Source organism: Paraburkholderia sprentiae WSM5005 (genome assembly GCF_001865575.2).
GTDB lineage: Bacteria > Pseudomonadota > Gammaproteobacteria > Burkholderiales > Burkholderiaceae > Paraburkholderia > Paraburkholderia sprentiae.
The window spans coordinates 3,309,325-3,325,245 of sequence record NZ_CP017561.2 but is presented as its reverse complement, the minus strand read 5'-3'; the positions used below and the strand labels follow the sequence as shown (position 1 = coordinate 3,325,245).

Sequence of the window (15,921 nt, the reverse complement as noted above, 5' to 3'; positions counted from 1 at the left end):
GCGCAAGTTATTTGCCGTCACTAGCATTTGCATCGGAGAAGGTACTTGGCTAACAGTCCGAGTCTCGCAAAACCCGGTCGCAGCGCGGCGAAGTTCGGCGATCTGCGTCGGCGAGCAGTGTTCCTGCTGCTGGCGCTGGTCGTCTACCGTATCGGCGCGCATATCCCGGTGCCGGGCATCGACCCGGACCAACTGGCGAAGTTATTTCAAAGCCAGTCGGGCGGCATCCTTGGCATGTTCAACATGTTCTCGGGTGGCGCACTTTCGCGGTTCACCATTTTCGCGCTGGGGATCATGCCGTACATTTCGGCGTCGATCATCATGCAGTTGCTAGCGATCGTCTCGCCGCAGCTGGAAGCGCTGAAAAAGGAAGGGCAGGCGGGTCAGCGAAAGATCACGCAGTACACGCGGATCTTCACGGTTGTGCTGGCGACGTTCCAGGCGTTCGGTATTGCCGTCGCACTGGAAAATCAGCCGGGCCTCGTGATAGATCCGGGGATGGTGTTCCGGTTGACGACGGTCGTAACGCTGGTGACGGGCACGATGTTCCTGATGTGGCTGGGTGAGCAGATCACGGAGCGCGGGCTAGGCAACGGTATCTCGATCATCATTTTCGGCGGTATTGCGGCGGGTTTCCCGAACGCAATCGGTGGTCTCTTTGAACTGGTGCGAACCGGTTCTATGAGCATCATCTCGGCGATTATCGTCGTCGCGCTGATTGCTGCGGTCACGTATCTGGTGGTGTTCATCGAACGCGGCCAGCGCAAGATTCTTGTGAACTACGCAAAGCGGCAGGTGGGCAACAAGATTTACGGCGGACAGTCCTCGCATTTGCCGCTGAAGCTGAACATGTCGGGTGTGATTCCGCCGATCTTCGCATCGTCGATCATTCTCTTCCCGGCAACGATCCTGAACTGGTTCAGTTCGGGCTCGCGTACCAGCTGGTTCGCAGACACGTTGCACAACGTGGCCGAAGCCCTGAAGCCCGGTCAACCCGTGTACGTGTTGCTGTACGCGTTGGCGATCGTCTTCTTCTGCTTCTTCTACACCGCGCTGGTGTTCAACAGCAGGGAAACGGCCGACAACCTGAAAAAGAGCGGCGCTTTCGTCCCCGGCATCCGTCCGGGCGATCAGACGGCGCGATATATCGACCGCATCCTCACGCGTTTGACGCTGGCCGGTGCGATCTACATCGTGTTCGTTTGCCTGCTGCCCGAGTTTCTGGTGCTGCGCTGGAACGTGCCGTTTTATTTTGGTGGAACGTCGCTGCTGATCATTGTTGTCGTCACAATGGATTTCATGGCGCAGGTGCAGTCGTACGTTATGTCGCAACAGTATGAATCGCTGCTGAAGAAGGCTAATTTCAAAGGCGGCGGCGTCCCGATGCGTTGAAAGGACTTATGGCCAAAGACGATGTTATCCAGATGCAGGGTGAAGTAATCGAGAACCTGCCTAACGCTACCTTCAGGGTGAAGCTGGAAAACGGCCATGTCGTGTTGGGACACATATCCGGCAAAATGCGGATGCACTACATCCGGATTCTGCCGGGCGACAAGGTGACGGTTGAATTGACGCCCTACGATTTGTCGCGTGCGCGGATCGTGTTCCGGGCGAAGTGATTTGAAAAAAGGGTAATATCATGAAAGTGATGGCATCGGTTAAGCGCATTTGCCGCAATTGCAAGATCATCAAGCGCAAAGGCGTTGTGCGCGTGATTTGCAGCTCTGATCCGCGCCACAAACAGCGTCAAGGCTGAACGCCGCGCTTTTGCTTGCGCTTTTTGTTTGAGGAAAAACAATGGCTCGTATCGCAGGGGTTAACATCCCGAATCACCAGCATACTGAAATCGGCCTGACGGCTATTTACGGTATCGGTCGCACGCGCTCGCGCGACATTTGCGTCGCTGCTGGTGTGGCATTTTCGAAGAAGGTCAAAGACCTGACTGACGCAGACCTCGAAAAGCTGCGTGATGAAGTCGGCAAGTTCATCGTTGAAGGCGATTTGCGCCGTGAAACGACGATGAACATCAAGCGCCTGATGGATCTCGGCTGCTATCGTGGCGTGCGGCATCGTAAGGGTCTCCCCCTGCGCGGCCAGCGCACGCGTACGAATGCCCGGACGCGCAAGGGTCCGCGTCGTGCAGCGCAATCGCTGAAGAAGTAAGCGGAACTGACAGTTACAGGAAAACGTAATGGCTAAGGCTTCGAACAACTCCGCGGCGCAACGCGTTCGCAAGAAGGTCAAGAAGAACGTCGCCGAGGGCGTGGTTCACGTTCACGCGTCGTTCAACAACACCATCATCACGATCACCGACCGTCAAGGCAACGCGCTTGCTTGGGCAACGTCGGGCGGTCAGGGTTTTAAGGGCTCGCGTAAGTCGACCCCGTTTGCGGCTCAGGTGGCAGCTGAATCGGCGGGCCGCGTAGCGATGGAATACGGCGTAAAGAACCTCGAAGTGCGGATCAAGGGCCCCGGTCCTGGCCGCGAATCGGCGGTGCGCGCGCTGCATGGTCTTGGCATCAAGATCACCGCGATCTCCGACGTGACGCCGGTCCCGCACAACGGCTGCCGTCCGCCTAAGCGTCGTCGTATCTGAGAGGCGGGTTTTGCGAGCGCCTGTTGCCGGCTTGAGCGGCGGCAGGCTGCACGCATTATTGAATTGACTAAGCCCACCGTTCGACCCAAAGGGTCCGGACTAGCGCGACTGGAAGCATTCGCGTGATAAATCACAGAAGGAATCAACGTGGCACGTTATATCGGCCCCAAGGCCAAACTGTCCCGCCGTGAAGGCACCGACCTCTTCCTGAAAAGCGCACGCCGTTCGCTCGCAGACAAGTGCAAGCTTGACAGCAAGCCCGGACAGCACGGCCGTACCTCGGGCGCACGTACGTCCGACTATGGCACGCAGCTGCGCGAAAAGCAAAAAGTGAAGCGTATCTACGGCGTTCTCGAGCGTCAGTTCCGTCGCTACTTCGCTGAAGCAGATCGCCTGAAGGGCAACACGGGTGAAAACCTGCTGCAACTGCTCGAGTCGCGTCTGGACAACGTCGTGTATCGCATGGGCTTCGGCTCGACGCGCGCTGAAGCACGTCAGCTCGTCGGCCATAAGGCAATCACGGTGAACGGCGTCGTGTCGAACATTCCGTCGATGCAAGTGAAGGCCGGCGATGTCGTCGCCGTACGCGAACAAAAGCGTAAGCAGGCTCGTATCGTCGAAGCCCTGTCGCTCGCTGAACAAGGCGGCATGCCGAGCTGGGTCGCGGTCGACGCGAAGAAGTTCGAAGGTACCTTCAAGCAGAAGCCGGAACGCAGCGAGATCGCTGGCGACATCAACGAAAGCCTGATCGTCGAATTGTATTCGCGGTAATCGGATTGACGGCCGGGGCACCCCGATTGCGCTGCGCAAGGGGGGCGTCTCGGCTGTTTATTTTCAGGTTGTTACCGGTCAGCCTTATCGGTGTAACGAGCCGAGGGTATTGAAAAGGAAAACCTATGCAAACCAGTTTGTTGAAGCCCAAGATCATCGCAGTAGAATCGCTTGGCGAGAGCCACGCGAAAGTGGTCATGGAACCGTTTGAACGCGGTTATGGCCACACCTTGGGTAACGCGCTTCGCCGCGTGCTGTTGTCGTCGATGATCGGCTACGCGCCGACCGAAGTGACGATTGCAGGCGTCGTGCACGAGTATTCGACGCTCGATGGTGTGCAAGAGGACGTGGTTAACCTGTTGTTGAACCTGAAGGGCGTCGTCTTCAAGTTGCATAACCGTGACGAAGTGACAGTTACGTTGCGCAAGGAAGGCGAAGGCGTGGTCACCGCCGGCGATATCGAACTCGCACATGATTGTGAGGTCATCAACCCGGATCACGTGATTGCGCATCTGTCGAAGGGTGGCAAGCTCGACGTGCAGATCAAGGTTGAAAAGGGCCGTGGCTATGTGCCGGGCAATGTGCGTCGTTACGGTGAAGAGTCGGCCAAGATCATCGGTCGGATCGTGCTGGATGCGTCGTTCTCGCCGGTTCGTCGCGTGAGTTACGCGGTCGAAAGCGCTCGTGTCGAGCAGCGCACCGACCTTGACAAGCTCGTGATGAATATCGAAACCAACGGTGTGATTTCGCCGGAAGAAGCGATCCGTCAGTCGGCGCGCATTCTGGTCGATCAGTTGTCGGTGTTCGCGGCGCTGGAAGGTACCGAAGCTGCGGCGGAAGCACCGTCGCGCGCACCGCAGATCGATCCGATCCTACTGCGCCCGGTTGACGATCTCGAATTGACGGTTCGCTCCGCGAACTGCCTGAAGGCCGAGAACATCTACTACATCGGCGACCTGATCCAACGCACTGAGAACGAGCTGCTCAAGACGCCGAATTTGGGCCGCAAGTCGTTGAATGAAATCAAGGAAGTTCTGGCGTCGCGTGGTCTGACGCTCGGCATGAAGCTCGAAAACTGGCCGCCGGCTGGTCTCGACAAGTAAGCCGAGCAGTCGTTCGGGTGTAACCCGCCGGTTGTGTTTGCTGTACCTTGCTGGCAAAGACGCGGATTCTCCTTTAAAATCCGCGTCTTGTCTTTTTTACTACCGGCCCGTGCGCTGACTGTCTGCCGTCGATGCGGCAAACGAGTGCGATAGAAGAGCTGGACAAAAACTTTGAACTGAAGGAATCAACATGCGTCACCGTCATGGTCTGCGGAAACTGAACCGCACGAGCAGCCACCGTCTGGCAATGCTCCGTAACATGTCCAACTCGCTGATCGAGCACGAAGTCATCAAGACCACGCTGCCGAAGGCGAAGGAACTCCGCAAAGTCGTCGAGCCGCTGATCACGCTCGGCAAGAAGCCGTCGCTCGCAAACCGGCGTCTGGCGTTCAACCGCTTGCGCGATCGCGACTCGGTCACGAAGCTATTCGACGTGCTCGGCCCGCGCTACGCAAACCGTCCGGGCGGCTACCTGCGCGTGCTGAAGTTCGGCTTCCGCGTTGGTGACAACGCGCCGATGGCACTGGTCGAACTGCTCGACCGTCCGGAAGTTGAAGAAACGGAAGTCCAAGAAGCCGAGTAAGCTTCTTTAGCTTCGACAAAGAGCCAGGCGCATTGCCTGGCTTTTTTGTTTTCGGTGACTGATTTTTGTCGGCGTCGAAGCCTGTTGCTGTGGCCCAATGCCGCACTCGCACCGCGGCGCTCTGCGAGCCGGCAGGGCCAGGTGATACGATATCGGGACCGAAATCGCGCGCGTCGGAGCTAGATGTGAGTGTGAATGTGACCTTGGTACTGACGACCGTGTCGGATGCGGCCGTCGCTCAAAAGCTCGCCGCTGACGCGCTCGCCGCGCGCCTTTGCGCGTGCGTCACGCAGCTCGGCAGCGTGCAGTCCAGCTATCACTGGCAGGGCGCAATCGAAACCGCGCAGGAGATCCAGCTCCTATTCAAGACCACCGCCGCTCGTGCGCTCGAACTGGAGCAATTCATTCAGGCTCACCATCCCTACGACACACCGGAAATCCTCTCATGGCAAGCGACGGCTTCTACCGCCTACGGCCAGTGGATCACTACTGAAACCCAACGCCCTCTTCATGTTTAACGGTCTTGACCGGCACGCGCGCGCTGCGCTGCGCACCGTATTCTTTTTGCTCGGCTGCATGTTCCTTGCGCAAGTCGCAACGCTCGCGCGCGCTGCGGACGACTTCCTCGACCCGGCCGTCGCATTTCGGTTCAGCGCCACGGAGCAACCCGGCGAAGTCGTCGTCACCTATAGGATTGCAGAGGGCTACTACATGTACCGCGAGCGCTTCGCGTTCGCGATCCGCAACGGCACGGCGACGCTTGGCGAGCCTCAACTGCCAGCCGGTCACGTGAAGTTCGATCAAACATTCAATAAGAATGTCGAGACGTATCGCAACGAATTGACGATTCGTGTTCCGGTCAAGCAGGCTGCCGGACCGTTCGATCTTTCAGTGACGTCGCAGGGCTGTGCCGACGCCGGCATCTGCTATCCGCCGATGGAACGCGTGTATCACGTCAGCGGCGAGGCGCTGCAGCCGGCTGGCGGCGCAGCAGTAACCCGAACCGCCCCCACCGCGCGACAATCCGCCACCAACGACCACGAACCCTGGTACGAACGCGCGACCAGCGCCGACTACGCGCAGTCGCTGCTGCAGCGGGGCGGCTTCTTTGCGATCGTTGGGCTTTATTTCGTCGCGGGTGCGATTCTGAGCCTGCTGCCGTGCTCCTATCCGATGATTCCGATCCTGTCTGCGATCATCATCGGTGAGGGCGCGCGCGTCACGCGTGGGCGGGGTTTCGCGCTGTCGCTCGCGTATGTCATCGGGATGGCGCTCGTGTACACGGTCCTGGGTGTCATAGCGGCACTCGTCGGGCAGAGCCTCGGCGCGTGGCTGCAAAACCCCTGGGTGCTCGGCGCGTTCGGCGGGCTTCTGACGATTTTTGCGCTGCTGCTGATCGCCGGCGTGGATCTGGAACTGCCGCCGCGCTGGCGCGATCGCATGTCGAGCGCGTCAGCAGGACGGTCGGGTGGCAAATTGACCGCGGTCGCCGTGATGGGCGCGCTGTCGGCGCTGGTGGTCGGCGCGTGCATGACCGCGCCGCTTTTTGCGGTGCTCGCGTTCATCGCGCACACCGGCAATGCCGTGCTCGGCGGCGCGGCGCTATTCTCGATGGGCATCGGGCTCGGGGTGCCGCTGCTGATCATTGGCCTCGGCGCGGGTACGCTACTGCCGCGCGCGGGCAAGTGGATGGACGGCGTGAAGGTGTTCTTTGGCGTTGTTCTGCTCGCCGCGGCACTGTGGATCGTATGGCCGGTTCTCGGCAGGGCAGCGTTGATGCTATTGAGTGCCCTCTGGCTGCTCATCGCCGCGGTTGCACTCGGCCTGTTTTCGAAGCCGGTGACGGGTGGCTCGATATGGCACCGGCTCGGGCGGGCGGTCGGCGTCGCGATGACGGTCTGGGCGGTTGCGCTTCTGGTTGGTCTGGCGGCGGGATCGTCGGATCCGCTGCGACCCTTGGCGGTACTCGCGGCTCGCGCCGGCAACCAGTCGAGCATCGCGGGAAATGGCTCCAGCGCGGCCGCCGCGGCGTCCCAAAGCGATTTGGCGTTCGCGCCGGTAAGTTCAGCGGACGAGCTCGACCAGGTTGTCAAAATGGCCGCTCAGCCTGCGATGCTCGATTTTTACGCGGACTGGTGCGTGAGCTGCAAGGAGATGGAAAAATTCACGTTCAGCGACCCACGCGTTCAGGCGAAGCTCAAGCAGATGAAGCTGCTGCGCGCCGACGTCACTGCAAACAGTACCGACGACCAGGCGCTGCTCAAGCGCTTCAAACTGTTCGGGCCGCCTGGAATTATTTTCTTCGATCAGAGCGGCAAGGAAGTGTTGCGAGTGATCGGCTACGAATCGGCCGATAAATTCCTGCGTACGCTGGATCGGGCGAGCGCGTCCGGCGTGTAATCGAACGCCGCGGATAGTTCAAGGCCGCCGCGGTGCCACCGGGCGGCATAGAAAAACGGAGGAGAAACCCCAAGGTTCGCCTCCGTTTTTTATCTCGACGGCCGCACGCCAGACCGCGTCCGGCTTACTTCTGCGAACGCAGAATCCTCGCGGCATCGAGCGCGAAATACGTCAGCACGCCATCCGCGCCGGCACGCTTGAACGCGAGCAGCGATTCCATCATGACCTTATCGTGATCGAGCCAGCCGTTCTGCACGGCGGCTTTCAGCATCGCGTATTCGCCGCTCACCTGGTACACGTAGGTGGGGAACTGGAATTCGTCCTTCACGCGACGCACGATGTCCAGATACGGCATGCCCGGCTTGACCATCACCATGTCCGCGCCTTCGTCGATGTCGGCCTGCACTTCGCGCAGCGCCTCGTTCGAATTGGCCGGGTCCATCTGGTAGGTCATCTTGTTGCTCTTGCCGAGGTTCGTCGCGGAACCGACGGCATCGCGGAACGGGCCGTAGAACGCCGAAGCGTATTTCGCCGCGTACGCCATGATGCGCGTGTGGATGTGGTCCTCGCTCTCGAGCATTTCGCGGATCGCGCCGATTCGACCGTCCATCATGTCCGACGGCGCGACGATGTCGACGCCGGCTTGCGCCTGCACACGCGCCTGCTCGACGAGGATTTCAACGGTTTCGTCGTTGATCACGTAGCCGGCTTCGTCGAGCACGCCGTCCTGACCGTGGCTCGTGTAGGGATCGAGCGCCACGTCGGTGAGCACGCCGAGGTCCGGGAAATGCTTCTTCAGCTCGCGCACCGCGCGCGGGATCAGGCCCGCCGGATTGGCCGCTTCGCGGCCTTCGGGCGTTTTCAGCGAGGGCTCGATTGCGGGAAACAGCGACAAAACCGGCACACCCAATTCGACGCACTGCTCGGCCACGCCCATGAGCAGATCGACCGACACGCGTTCTACGCCCGGCATCGATGGCACGGCCTGCCTCTCGTTGGTGCCCTCGACGATGAAGACGGGGTAAATCAGGTCACTAGTGGTGAGGACGTTCTCCCGCATCATGCGACGCGAGAAGTCGTCATGGCGCATGCGGCGCGGACGGTAGTGCGGGTAGAAGCTCATATCGAATCGAGGATCGTGGATAGATGGAGTGGACAAACGCGCCTGGCTCCGCTCCCGGAAACTTTTCGAGACAATGGTATATCATACCGATCGAGCAAGGCGCCTAGCGCTGACCTCCCCGCTTCTCCTCCCTGAGCGGGTGCCTGTCGTTTTTCGATTAGGCTGTTTGGCCCGCCGTTCAAGCGGCGGGTTTTTTTATGGGGCGGCCGCAAACGTGCCTTGATGCGGGTCTTATTACAGGCATCCATGCGCACTGCGGGATTCCGGCGCGGCGATGCGGTCAACCGGCGGCCGGTGCGTCGCCTGCTTCGCCCGCTGCCTCCGGGATCAACCAGTTCTCGATCAGTTCGTGCGCCTCGTCGAGCCCCGTTCGCTTGAGCGCCGAAAAGAGCTGCGCGGTGAGTTCGCCGCGATAGCCCGCGGCCCGATATTCGGCCAGTCCCTTCTGCGCGGTGCGCAACGCGTTCGTGCTTTCCTGGCGCGTCAATTTGTCGCATTTGGTGAGCAGCGTGTGGATCGGCTTGCCGGTCGGCGCGAACCACTCGATCATGCGTCGATCGAGATCGGTCAGCGGGCGGCGCGAATCCATCATCAGGATCATGCCGCGCAGTTGCGAGCGCGATTGCAGATACGTGGACAGCAGCGCTTCCCAGTGCGCCTTCGCCGCTCCGGGCACTTCCGCATAACCGTAGCCCGGCAGGTCGACCAGATACGCTGTCGGCTCATCTGCCTTGCCGACTGAAAAATAATTGATGTGCTGCGTGCGGCCGGGCGTCTTACTCGCGAACGCAAGTCGCTTCTGATTGCAGAGCACGTTGATCGCGGTCGACTTGCCCGCGTTGGAGCGTCCCGCGAAAGCGATCTCGGGCTGCGCAGTGGCCGGCAGATCACGCAGATGATTGACGGTGGTATAGAAGCGGGATTCGTGGAGCAGGAAGGGCATGGTGGAAGCCAGGATGGATACGCCGCGGAAGCCCGCAGCGGGAAAGGGGTCAAGCCCGACTGGCGTCTAAGCGATTAGCGAGTTATTGTACAATACGATGGTTTACTGAAAACCTTAGGAGGCCGCCCCCACGTGCCTTGGCGGCTCCTGGCGGTCATTCGGTCGCCGTCGTCGTACTTTGCAGAACCTCTAAAATCCCACAAGACGAGACAGGGTGTGCGAATGAATCGACTGTGCAAGACGCTGATGGTGCTTCAGGTAGCGGCAGGTCTTTCAGGTTTGGCAATTCAGGCACGAGCAGCAGATCCGGCAAAGCCGGACATCAATCGGGGGCAGGCAATCGCGGTACAGGTATGCGCGTCGTGTCATGGCGCGGATGGCAACAGTGCAGGCGGTGCATACCCGAAGCTCGCGGGCCAGCATCCCGAGTATCTCGTCAAGCAGCTCAGAGATTTCAAGACACAGCCAGGCGCCAAACAGGCCGCGCGCAACAATCCGATCATGGCGGGCATGGCCGCCGCGCTTTCCGACCAGGACATGATCAACGTCGCGGCTTACTTCTCGACGCAGACGCCCAAGCCAGGCTATGCGCACAACAAGAACACCGTCGCGCTGGGTCAGCAGATCTATCGCGGCGGGATTGCCGACCGCGGGGTGCCGGCCTGCGCGGCCTGCCACGGGCCCACGGGGCAGGGCATTCCGATCCAGTATCCACGCCTGTCGGGGCAGTGGTCCGAGTACCTGGTGACGCAGTTGACCGCGTTTACGCAAGGCCCGGGCGCTCGTAATAACAACGACGCGATGCATGCGATAGCATCGCGTCTGTCGGACAACGACATCAAGGCGGTTGCCGACTACATCGCGGGCCTGCGTTAAGCGGTTCGGATGCGCGAATCCCACCGGCTCAGCGAAGCCGGCGAAAAACAAGAAAAGGGTGAGGGTGTCGTAGCTACGACAGCCCTTCACCCTTTTTTGCTGTTCAGTCGGAGTTTGAATGAGCGTCACCACGTCGGGTCTGCAGTCGAAGTCGGGCAATCGCGTCATGCGCAGCACCATCGAGCTCGTGAGCTCGATGCGTTTCGCCATTGCGCTGCTCGTGATTCTGTCGATCGCCAGCATCATCGGTACCGTCCTCACGCAGGACGATCCATATCCCAACTACGTCAACCAGTTCGGTCCGTTCTGGGCGGACATCTTCCGCGCGTTGAGCCTCTACACGGTGTACAGCTCGTGGTGGTTCATGCTGATTCTCGGCTTTCTGATGGTGTCGGTGTCGCTGTGCGTGATCCGCAATGCGCCGAAGATGCTCGCCGACGCGAAGAGCTGGAAGGACAAGGTTCGCGAAGGCAGCCTGCGCGCGTTCCATCACAAGGGCGAGTTCGCGGTGCATGGCACGCGCGCGCAGACCGCGGCGGTGCTCGCGAGGCTGTCGACAAAGCTCGGCTACAAGTTCGTCACGCGCGAATCGGACGGCGCGACGCTGATCGCCGCGAAGCGTGGTGCGCTGACGAAGCTCGGCTACATCTCCGCGCACATTGCGATCGTCGTGATCTGCCTCGGCGGCCTGCTCGACAGCAATCTGCCGATCAAGCTGCAAATGTGGCTGTTCGACAAGTCGCCGATCAACTCGAACACGGTGATCAACGACATTCCACCCGAGCATCGCTTGTCGCAATCGAACCCGACGTTCCGCGGCTATGCGTGGGTGCCCGAAGGGCAGCACGTGTCGACCGCCATCCTGAATCAGCCCGGCGGTTCGCTGATCCAGGATCTGCCGTTTTCGATCGAACTCAACAAGTTCATCGTCGATTACTACTCGACCGGTATGCCGAAGCTGTTCGCGAGCGACATCGTCGTGGTCGATCACAAGACCGGCGCGCGTGTGCCGGCGCGCGTCGAGGTCAACAAGCCGTTCGAATACGACGGCGTGTCGATCTATCAATCGAGCTTCCAGGACGGCGGCTCGCAGATGCAGATGACCGCCTACCCGATGTCCGGTCCGAGCGCGAAGCCCGCGCCGTTTGGCGGCACGATTGGCGGCAGCGCGCCCCTGAGCTCAGCCACGCCGCTCGCCGACGGCCAGACCGTCGAATTCACCGACTTCCGCGCGATCAACGTCGAAAACGTCTCGAACGGCAATGGCAAGAGCGATGCGCGCGGGGTCGCCCCGCAACACTCGCTGAAGGAAGCGTTCGACGAGCGCCTCGGCTCCGGCGCGAAGACCTCGAAGCCGCTCGATCTGCATAACGTCGGCCCGTCGGTGCAGTACAAGATTCGCGGCAAGGACGGCCAGGCGCGCGAGTACAACAACTACATGCTGCCGGTCGACGTGAACGGCGAGAAGATGTTCCTCGCCGGCATGCGGGTGAATCCCGACGACCCGTTCCGCTACCTGCGCATTCCCGCCGACAGCGGCGGCACGCTCAAGGAATGGATGAACCTGCGCGCCACGCTCGAGGACCCGAACCAACGCGCCATCGCCGCGAATCGGTTCGCGCAGCGCGCGGTGCCGGGTTCCAATGCGGAGTTGCAGCAGCATCTGCAGGAAAGTGCGTTACGCGTGTTGACCCTTTTTGCCGGGGCCGACAGCAGCATGAAGATGCCGAACGGCGAAACGCTCGGCGGCTTCCAGGCGATCGCTGGGTTTATCGACCGATCGGTGCCGAAGGGTGAGCAGGAAAAGGCCGCGGGCCTGCTGCTGCGTATGCTCGAAGGCGTGACGTGGGACTTATGGCAGTTGTCGCGCCAGCAGCAAGGCGAGCCCGCCGCGCCGGCCGACGCGGACACGAGCCGCTTCGTCCAGAGTTCGCTCAATGCGATATCCGACAGCTTTCTGTATGGATCGCCGGTCTATTTGCAGCTTGACTCATTCAAGCAGGTGCAAGCTTCGGTATTTCAGTTGACGCGCGCGCCGGGCAAAAAAGTCGTGTATCTTGGCAGCCTGCTTCTCGTATTGGGCATCTTTTCGATGTTCTACGTTCGCGAACGGCGTCTGTGGTTCTGGCTGAAGGATTCGGATCACGGCACCAGCGTCGTGATGGCGATGTCGAGCGCACGCAAGACGCTAGACTTCGAGAAGGAGTTCGTCCAGACGCGCGACGCGGTGAGCGCCGCACTGGGCGCGAAACTCATCGAAGTGGCCGATGCCAGCCCGGCCGCTCAGGCCGCCGCACGGTCGGCAAGCTCACAGGATTCGACCCGGTAAGATCATGGACTTGACTCAGGTTTCCTCCGCCTCTTCTTCTGCTTCACGCGCCGACAAAGCGTTTGCGAGCAGCACGCCCGAGCTCCCGTATTACGACGAACGGCCGTTCCTGAAACGGCTCGGTATCGTCGACTGGCTGTTCGCGCTCGCGCTCGTCGGGGGCGCAGGGTTCGCGCTGTCGCGCTATTACCCGTTCATGAACTACTACGACAAACTGGTGCTAGTGTGCTCGGTACCGGTTTTCGTGGTGCTCGGCTGGCGATGGAAGCCGGTGCGTCCTCTGATGGTGGGCATTGCTGCACTGTCGCTGCTTGCGATCCAGATTTACCACGGCGATCTGAGCCGCGCCGACAACGCGTTTTTTCTCAAGTATTTCCTGTCGAGCCAGTCCGCCATCCTGTGGATGAGCGCACTGTTCGTATTCGCGACTGTGTTCTACTGGATCGCGCTGCTATCGCGCTCGCCGACCGGCGCCGCGATCGGCTCGAAGATGGTGTGGGCGGCGGTGCTGATGGGCTTCGTGGGCATGATGGTGCGCTGGTACGAGTCGTACCTGATCGGCGCCGATGTCGGCCATATTCCGATTTCGAACCTATATGAAGTGTTCGTGCTGTTCAGCCTGATCACCGCGCTGTTCTACCTGTACTACGAGCAGCACTACAACACGCGCGCGCTCGGCGCCTTCGTGCTGCTCGTGATCAGCGCGGCCGTCGGCTTCCTGATGTGGTACTCGGTCGCGCGCGATGCGCAGCAGATCCAGCCGCTCGTGCCGGCGCTGCAAAGCTGGTGGATGAAGATCCACGTGCCGGCGAATTTCATCGGTTATGGCAGCTTCGCGCTGTCCGCGATGGTGGGCGTCGCGTATCTGGCGAAGGAACGCGGCGTGCTCGCCGATCGTCTGCCGGCGCTCGACGTGCTCGACGACGTGATGTACAAGTCGATCGCGGTCGGCTTCGCGTTCTTCACGATAGCGACGATTCTCGGCGCGCTGTGGGCCGCCCAAGCGTGGGGCGGCTACTGGAGCTGGGACCCGAAGGAAACGTGGGCGCTGATCGTGTGGCTGAACTACGCGGCCTGGCTGCACATGCGTCTGATGAAGGGCCTGCGCGGCGCGCTCGCCGCATGGTGGGCGCTGACCGGCCTGCTGGTCACGACTTTTGCGTTCCTCGGCGTGAACATGTTCCTGTCGGGCTTGCATAGCTACGGCAAGCTGTAAGATCCGCCGCGCTGAAACGACTAAGAACCGCCGCGTGCTTTGGCACCGGCGGTTTTTTTATGGCGGACGGAATATGCGTTGCGCCCTGGTGTTCGCTACTCAAGCACCCGAGCAAGTATCCGTGGATGACAGACGCCCCCAAACGGGCGATCATCAATATGGCCCCGCAACGCGCGCGACGCGGCGGGCCGGCAAGGAGCAGCACGATGTGGATCAAACGAAGCGGCAGCATTCAACTGAGCGGCGACGACATCGCGCGCAGCGAAATCACGCCACGACACGTGTTCGAGAACCGGCGACGCATCCTGCAGGCAGCAGGCGCAATGGCGCTCGGCAGCCTGATCGGCGTGAGCGGCGAGGCTGTTGCGACGTACTCGTCGCCCGATCCAAAGGCGCAGAAGCTCGCGGCGAAGACCAACACCCGGTTCGTCGCGCTCGACAAGATCACGCCGTACAAAGACATCACCACCTACAACAATTTCTACGAGTTCGGCACCGACAAATCCGATCCCGCGCAGCACGCGGGCACGTTGCGGCCGCATCCGTGGAAGGTGAGCGTCGAGGGCGAGATCAAGAATCCGAAGGTCTACGACATCGACGACTTGTTGAAGCTCGCACCGCTCGAGGAACGCGTGTACCGGCTGCGTTGCGTCGAAGGTTGGTCGATCGTCGTTCCGTGGATCGGCGTCTCGCTGTCGGAACTGATCAAACGCGTCGAGCCGACCGGCAATGCGAAATACCTGCAGTTCATCACGCTTGCCGATCCCTCGCAGATGCCCGGGCTGTCGGCGCCGATACTCGAGTGGCCCTACTCCGAAGGACTGCGGATGGACGAAGCGATGCATCCGCTGACACTGCTGACGATGGGCCTCTACGGCCAGGTGCTGCCGAATCAGAACGGCGCGCCGGTGCGCGTCGTGGTGCCGTGGAAGTACGGCTTCAAGAGCGCGAAGTCGCTGGTGAAAATCCGCTTCGTCGAGATGCAGCCGCCGACGAGCTGGAACACCTACGCTTCGAACGAATATGGGTTCTATTCCAACGTGAATCCTAATGTCGATCATCCGCGCTGGAGTCAGGCCAGTGAACGGCGGATCGGCGAAGACGGTTTTTTCACGCCGAAACGCAAGACACTGATGTTCAACGGTTACGGCGATCAGGTCGCGTCGCTCTATCAGGGCATGGACCTGAAGAAGAACTTCTGAGGCGGGCGCGATGGCATCCGATACGCAAACTGTGACCCGCAACCAGCCGGTGGCGCGGCCCACGGCGCAGATGTCGACGGCGAAGCCACGTCCCGCGGGCGGCGCGCGCTGGGTCATACCGGCGAAAGTCGCGGTGTTCATCGCGGCGCTGTACCCGCTCGCGCGCCTCGTGCTGTTCGGCGTGACCGATCGGCTCGGCGCGAATCCGATCGAATTCATCACGCGTTCGACGGGCCTGTGGACGCTCGTGTTCCTGTGCATCACCTTGGCTGTGACGCCGCTGCGCCGTCTGAGCGGCGTCGCCGCGTTCGTGCGCTTTCGGCGCATGCTTGGGCTCTACACATTCTTCTATGCGGCGCTGCATTTCACCACCTACCTGTGGTTCGACAAGTGGTTCGATGTCGCGGAGATTCTGAAGGACATCGGTAAGCGGCCGTTCATCACAGTGGGCTTCGCCGCGTTCGTTCTGCTGATCGCGCTTGCCGTTACGTCGCCGCGCGCGATGGTGCGCAGGCTCGGGCGTCGCTGGCAGACGCTGCATCGCGCGATCTATGCGATCGGCGCGCTGGCGATCCTGCATTTCTGGTGGATGAAGGCGGGCAAGCACGATTTGCTGCTGCCGAAGATTTACGGCGCGGTGATGATCGCGTTGCTGGGGTGGCGCCTGGTGGTATGGATACGGGAGCGAAGTATCAGAACGCGCCGGCGGTGATGGCGACAGGCCTTCGCGTCGCGCACCGTGCATCAAAGAAAAATGGCGATGCCACTTTGGCATCGCC

At 60.9% G+C, this 15,921-nt stretch carries 17 protein-coding genes; 15 read left to right on the top strand and 2 right to left on the bottom strand.

The window, feature by feature from the left end; genetic code table 11:
• The first annotated feature begins 45 nt into the window (after window positions 1-45).
• The 10 genes from secY to dsbD all read left to right on the top strand — a co-directional run bounded on the left by secY (window position 46) and on the right by dsbD (window position 7,453).
• Complete coding sequence (gene secY / locus BJG93_RS15185) at window positions 46-1,392, top strand: preprotein translocase subunit SecY (protein ID WP_013090753.1); 1,347 nt, start codon at window positions 46-48, stop codon at window positions 1,390-1,392.
• A gap of 8 nt (window positions 1,393-1,400) precedes the next feature.
• On the top strand, window positions 1,401-1,619 hold the full coding sequence (infA, locus tag BJG93_RS15180; RefSeq protein ID WP_004521905.1) for a translation initiation factor IF-1: 219 nt from the start codon (window positions 1,401-1,403) through the stop codon (window positions 1,617-1,619).
• A gap of 20 nt (window positions 1,620-1,639) precedes the next feature.
• Window positions 1,640-1,756 (top strand): 50S ribosomal protein L36, encoded by a 117-nt coding sequence (gene rpmJ / locus BJG93_RS15175; RefSeq protein WP_004199844.1) that lies wholly within the window; start codon window positions 1,640-1,642, stop codon window positions 1,754-1,756.
• A 41-nt stretch (window positions 1,757-1,797) separates the two neighbouring features.
• On the top strand, window positions 1,798-2,163 hold the full coding sequence (gene rpsM / locus BJG93_RS15170) for a 30S ribosomal protein S13 (protein ID WP_027199073.1): 366 nt from the start codon (window positions 1,798-1,800) through the stop codon (window positions 2,161-2,163).
• Between the two features lie 28 nt (window positions 2,164-2,191).
• Window positions 2,192-2,596 (top strand): 30S ribosomal protein S11, encoded by a 405-nt coding sequence (rpsK, locus tag BJG93_RS15165; protein ID WP_006052224.1) that lies wholly within the window; start codon window positions 2,192-2,194, stop codon window positions 2,594-2,596.
• A 147-nt stretch (window positions 2,597-2,743) separates the two neighbouring features.
• Window positions 2,744-3,367: a 30S ribosomal protein S4 gene (rpsD, locus tag BJG93_RS15160; protein ID WP_027199072.1), complete on the top strand. Its 624-nt coding sequence runs from the start codon at window positions 2,744-2,746 to the stop codon at window positions 3,365-3,367.
• 125 nt (window positions 3,368-3,492) lie between these two features.
• Window positions 3,493-4,470, top strand: a complete 978-nt coding sequence (locus BJG93_RS15155; RefSeq protein ID WP_027199071.1) for a DNA-directed RNA polymerase subunit alpha — start codon at window positions 3,493-3,495, stop codon at window positions 4,468-4,470.
• Window positions 4,471-4,660: 190 nt separating this feature from the next.
• On the top strand, window positions 4,661-5,053 hold the full coding sequence (gene rplQ, locus BJG93_RS15150; protein ID WP_013090750.1) for a 50S ribosomal protein L17: 393 nt from the start codon (window positions 4,661-4,663) through the stop codon (window positions 5,051-5,053).
• A 185-nt stretch (window positions 5,054-5,238) separates the two neighbouring features.
• Window positions 5,239-5,571 carry a divalent-cation tolerance protein CutA gene (gene cutA, locus BJG93_RS15145; protein ID WP_027199070.1) on the top strand — a complete coding sequence of 111 codons (333 nt, stop codon included), beginning with the start codon at window positions 5,239-5,241 and terminating at the stop codon, window positions 5,569-5,571.
• A complete protein-coding gene (gene dsbD, locus BJG93_RS15140) occupies window positions 5,564-7,453 on the top strand; it encodes a protein-disulfide reductase DsbD (protein ID WP_027199069.1) in 1,890 nt (629 codons plus the stop codon). The genes cutA and dsbD overlap by 8 nt, the downstream gene beginning before the upstream one ends.
• Before the next feature lie 124 nt (window positions 7,454-7,577).
• Here the strand turns inward: dsbD and hemB are convergent, their stop codons facing one another.
• Window positions 7,578-8,576: a porphobilinogen synthase gene (gene hemB, locus BJG93_RS15135; RefSeq protein WP_027199068.1), complete on the bottom strand. Its 999-nt coding sequence runs from the start codon at window positions 8,574-8,576 to the stop codon at window positions 7,578-7,580.
• A gap of 280 nt (window positions 8,577-8,856) precedes the next feature.
• A complete protein-coding gene (gene yihA, locus BJG93_RS15130; RefSeq protein WP_027199067.1) occupies window positions 8,857-9,519 on the bottom strand; it encodes a ribosome biogenesis GTP-binding protein YihA/YsxC in 663 nt (220 codons plus the stop codon).
• A 222-nt stretch (window positions 9,520-9,741) separates the two neighbouring features.
• Here yihA and BJG93_RS15125 point away from each other — a divergent pair, with 222 nt between their 5' ends.
• The 5 genes from BJG93_RS15125 (at window position 9,742) to msrQ (ending at window position 15,854) form a co-directional block, all read left to right on the top strand.
• Window positions 9,742-10,395: a c-type cytochrome gene (locus tag BJG93_RS15125; protein ID WP_027199066.1), complete on the top strand. Its 654-nt coding sequence runs from the start codon at window positions 9,742-9,744 to the stop codon at window positions 10,393-10,395.
• Between the two features lie 118 nt (window positions 10,396-10,513).
• On the top strand, window positions 10,514-12,724 hold the full coding sequence (locus BJG93_RS15120) for a cytochrome c biogenesis protein ResB (RefSeq protein ID WP_027199065.1): 2,211 nt from the start codon (window positions 10,514-10,516) through the stop codon (window positions 12,722-12,724).
• A gap of 4 nt (window positions 12,725-12,728) precedes the next feature.
• The gene (gene ccsB / locus BJG93_RS15115) at window positions 12,729-13,940 is read left to right on the top strand and encodes a c-type cytochrome biogenesis protein CcsB (RefSeq protein ID WP_027199064.1); all 1,212 of its coding nucleotides are present in this window, start codon (window positions 12,729-12,731) and stop codon (window positions 13,938-13,940) included.
• A gap of 206 nt (window positions 13,941-14,146) precedes the next feature.
• Window positions 14,147-15,142: a protein-methionine-sulfoxide reductase catalytic subunit MsrP gene (gene msrP / locus BJG93_RS15110; protein WP_027199063.1), complete on the top strand. Its 996-nt coding sequence runs from the start codon at window positions 14,147-14,149 to the stop codon at window positions 15,140-15,142.
• Window positions 15,143-15,152: 10 nt separating this feature from the next.
• Entirely contained in the window at window positions 15,153-15,854 is a 702-nt protein-coding gene (msrQ, locus tag BJG93_RS15105; RefSeq protein ID WP_027199062.1) for a protein-methionine-sulfoxide reductase heme-binding subunit MsrQ, read from the top strand.
• Window positions 15,855-15,921: the final 67 nt, after the last annotated feature.

Bases quoted from the DNA above. Each gene is read 5' to 3' on its own strand.
- BJG93_RS15155 (WP_027199071.1), top strand. From the start codon at position 3,493: ATGCAAACCAGTTTGTTGAAGCCCAAGATCATCGCAGTAGAATCGCTT.
- hemB (WP_027199068.1), bottom strand. From the start codon at position 8,576: ATGAGCTTCTACCCGCACTACCGTCCGCGCCGCATGCGCCATGACGAC.
- BJG93_RS15125 (WP_027199066.1), top strand. From the start codon at position 9,742: ATGAATCGACTGTGCAAGACGCTGATGGTGCTTCAGGTAGCGGCAGGT.
- msrP (WP_027199063.1), top strand. From the start codon at position 14,147: ATGTGGATCAAACGAAGCGGCAGCATTCAACTGAGCGGCGACGACATC.
- rpsM (WP_027199073.1), top strand. From the start codon at position 1,798: ATGGCTCGTATCGCAGGGGTTAACATCCCGAATCACCAGCATACTGAA.
- rpsK (WP_006052224.1), top strand. From the start codon at position 2,192: ATGGCTAAGGCTTCGAACAACTCCGCGGCGCAACGCGTTCGCAAGAAG.
- msrQ (WP_027199062.1), top strand. From the start codon at position 15,153: ATGGCATCCGATACGCAAACTGTGACCCGCAACCAGCCGGTGGCGCGG.
- yihA (WP_027199067.1), bottom strand. From the start codon at position 9,519: ATGCCCTTCCTGCTCCACGAATCCCGCTTCTATACCACCGTCAATCAT.
- rpmJ (WP_004199844.1), top strand. From the start codon at position 1,640: ATGAAAGTGATGGCATCGGTTAAGCGCATTTGCCGCAATTGCAAGATC.
- infA (WP_004521905.1), top strand. From the start codon at position 1,401: ATGGCCAAAGACGATGTTATCCAGATGCAGGGTGAAGTAATCGAGAAC.
- ccsB (WP_027199064.1), top strand. From the start codon at position 12,729: ATGGACTTGACTCAGGTTTCCTCCGCCTCTTCTTCTGCTTCACGCGCC.
- dsbD (WP_027199069.1), top strand. From the start codon at position 5,564: ATGTTTAACGGTCTTGACCGGCACGCGCGCGCTGCGCTGCGCACCGTA.
- rplQ (WP_013090750.1), top strand. From the start codon at position 4,661: ATGCGTCACCGTCATGGTCTGCGGAAACTGAACCGCACGAGCAGCCAC.
- BJG93_RS15120 (WP_027199065.1), top strand. From the start codon at position 10,514: ATGAGCGTCACCACGTCGGGTCTGCAGTCGAAGTCGGGCAATCGCGTC.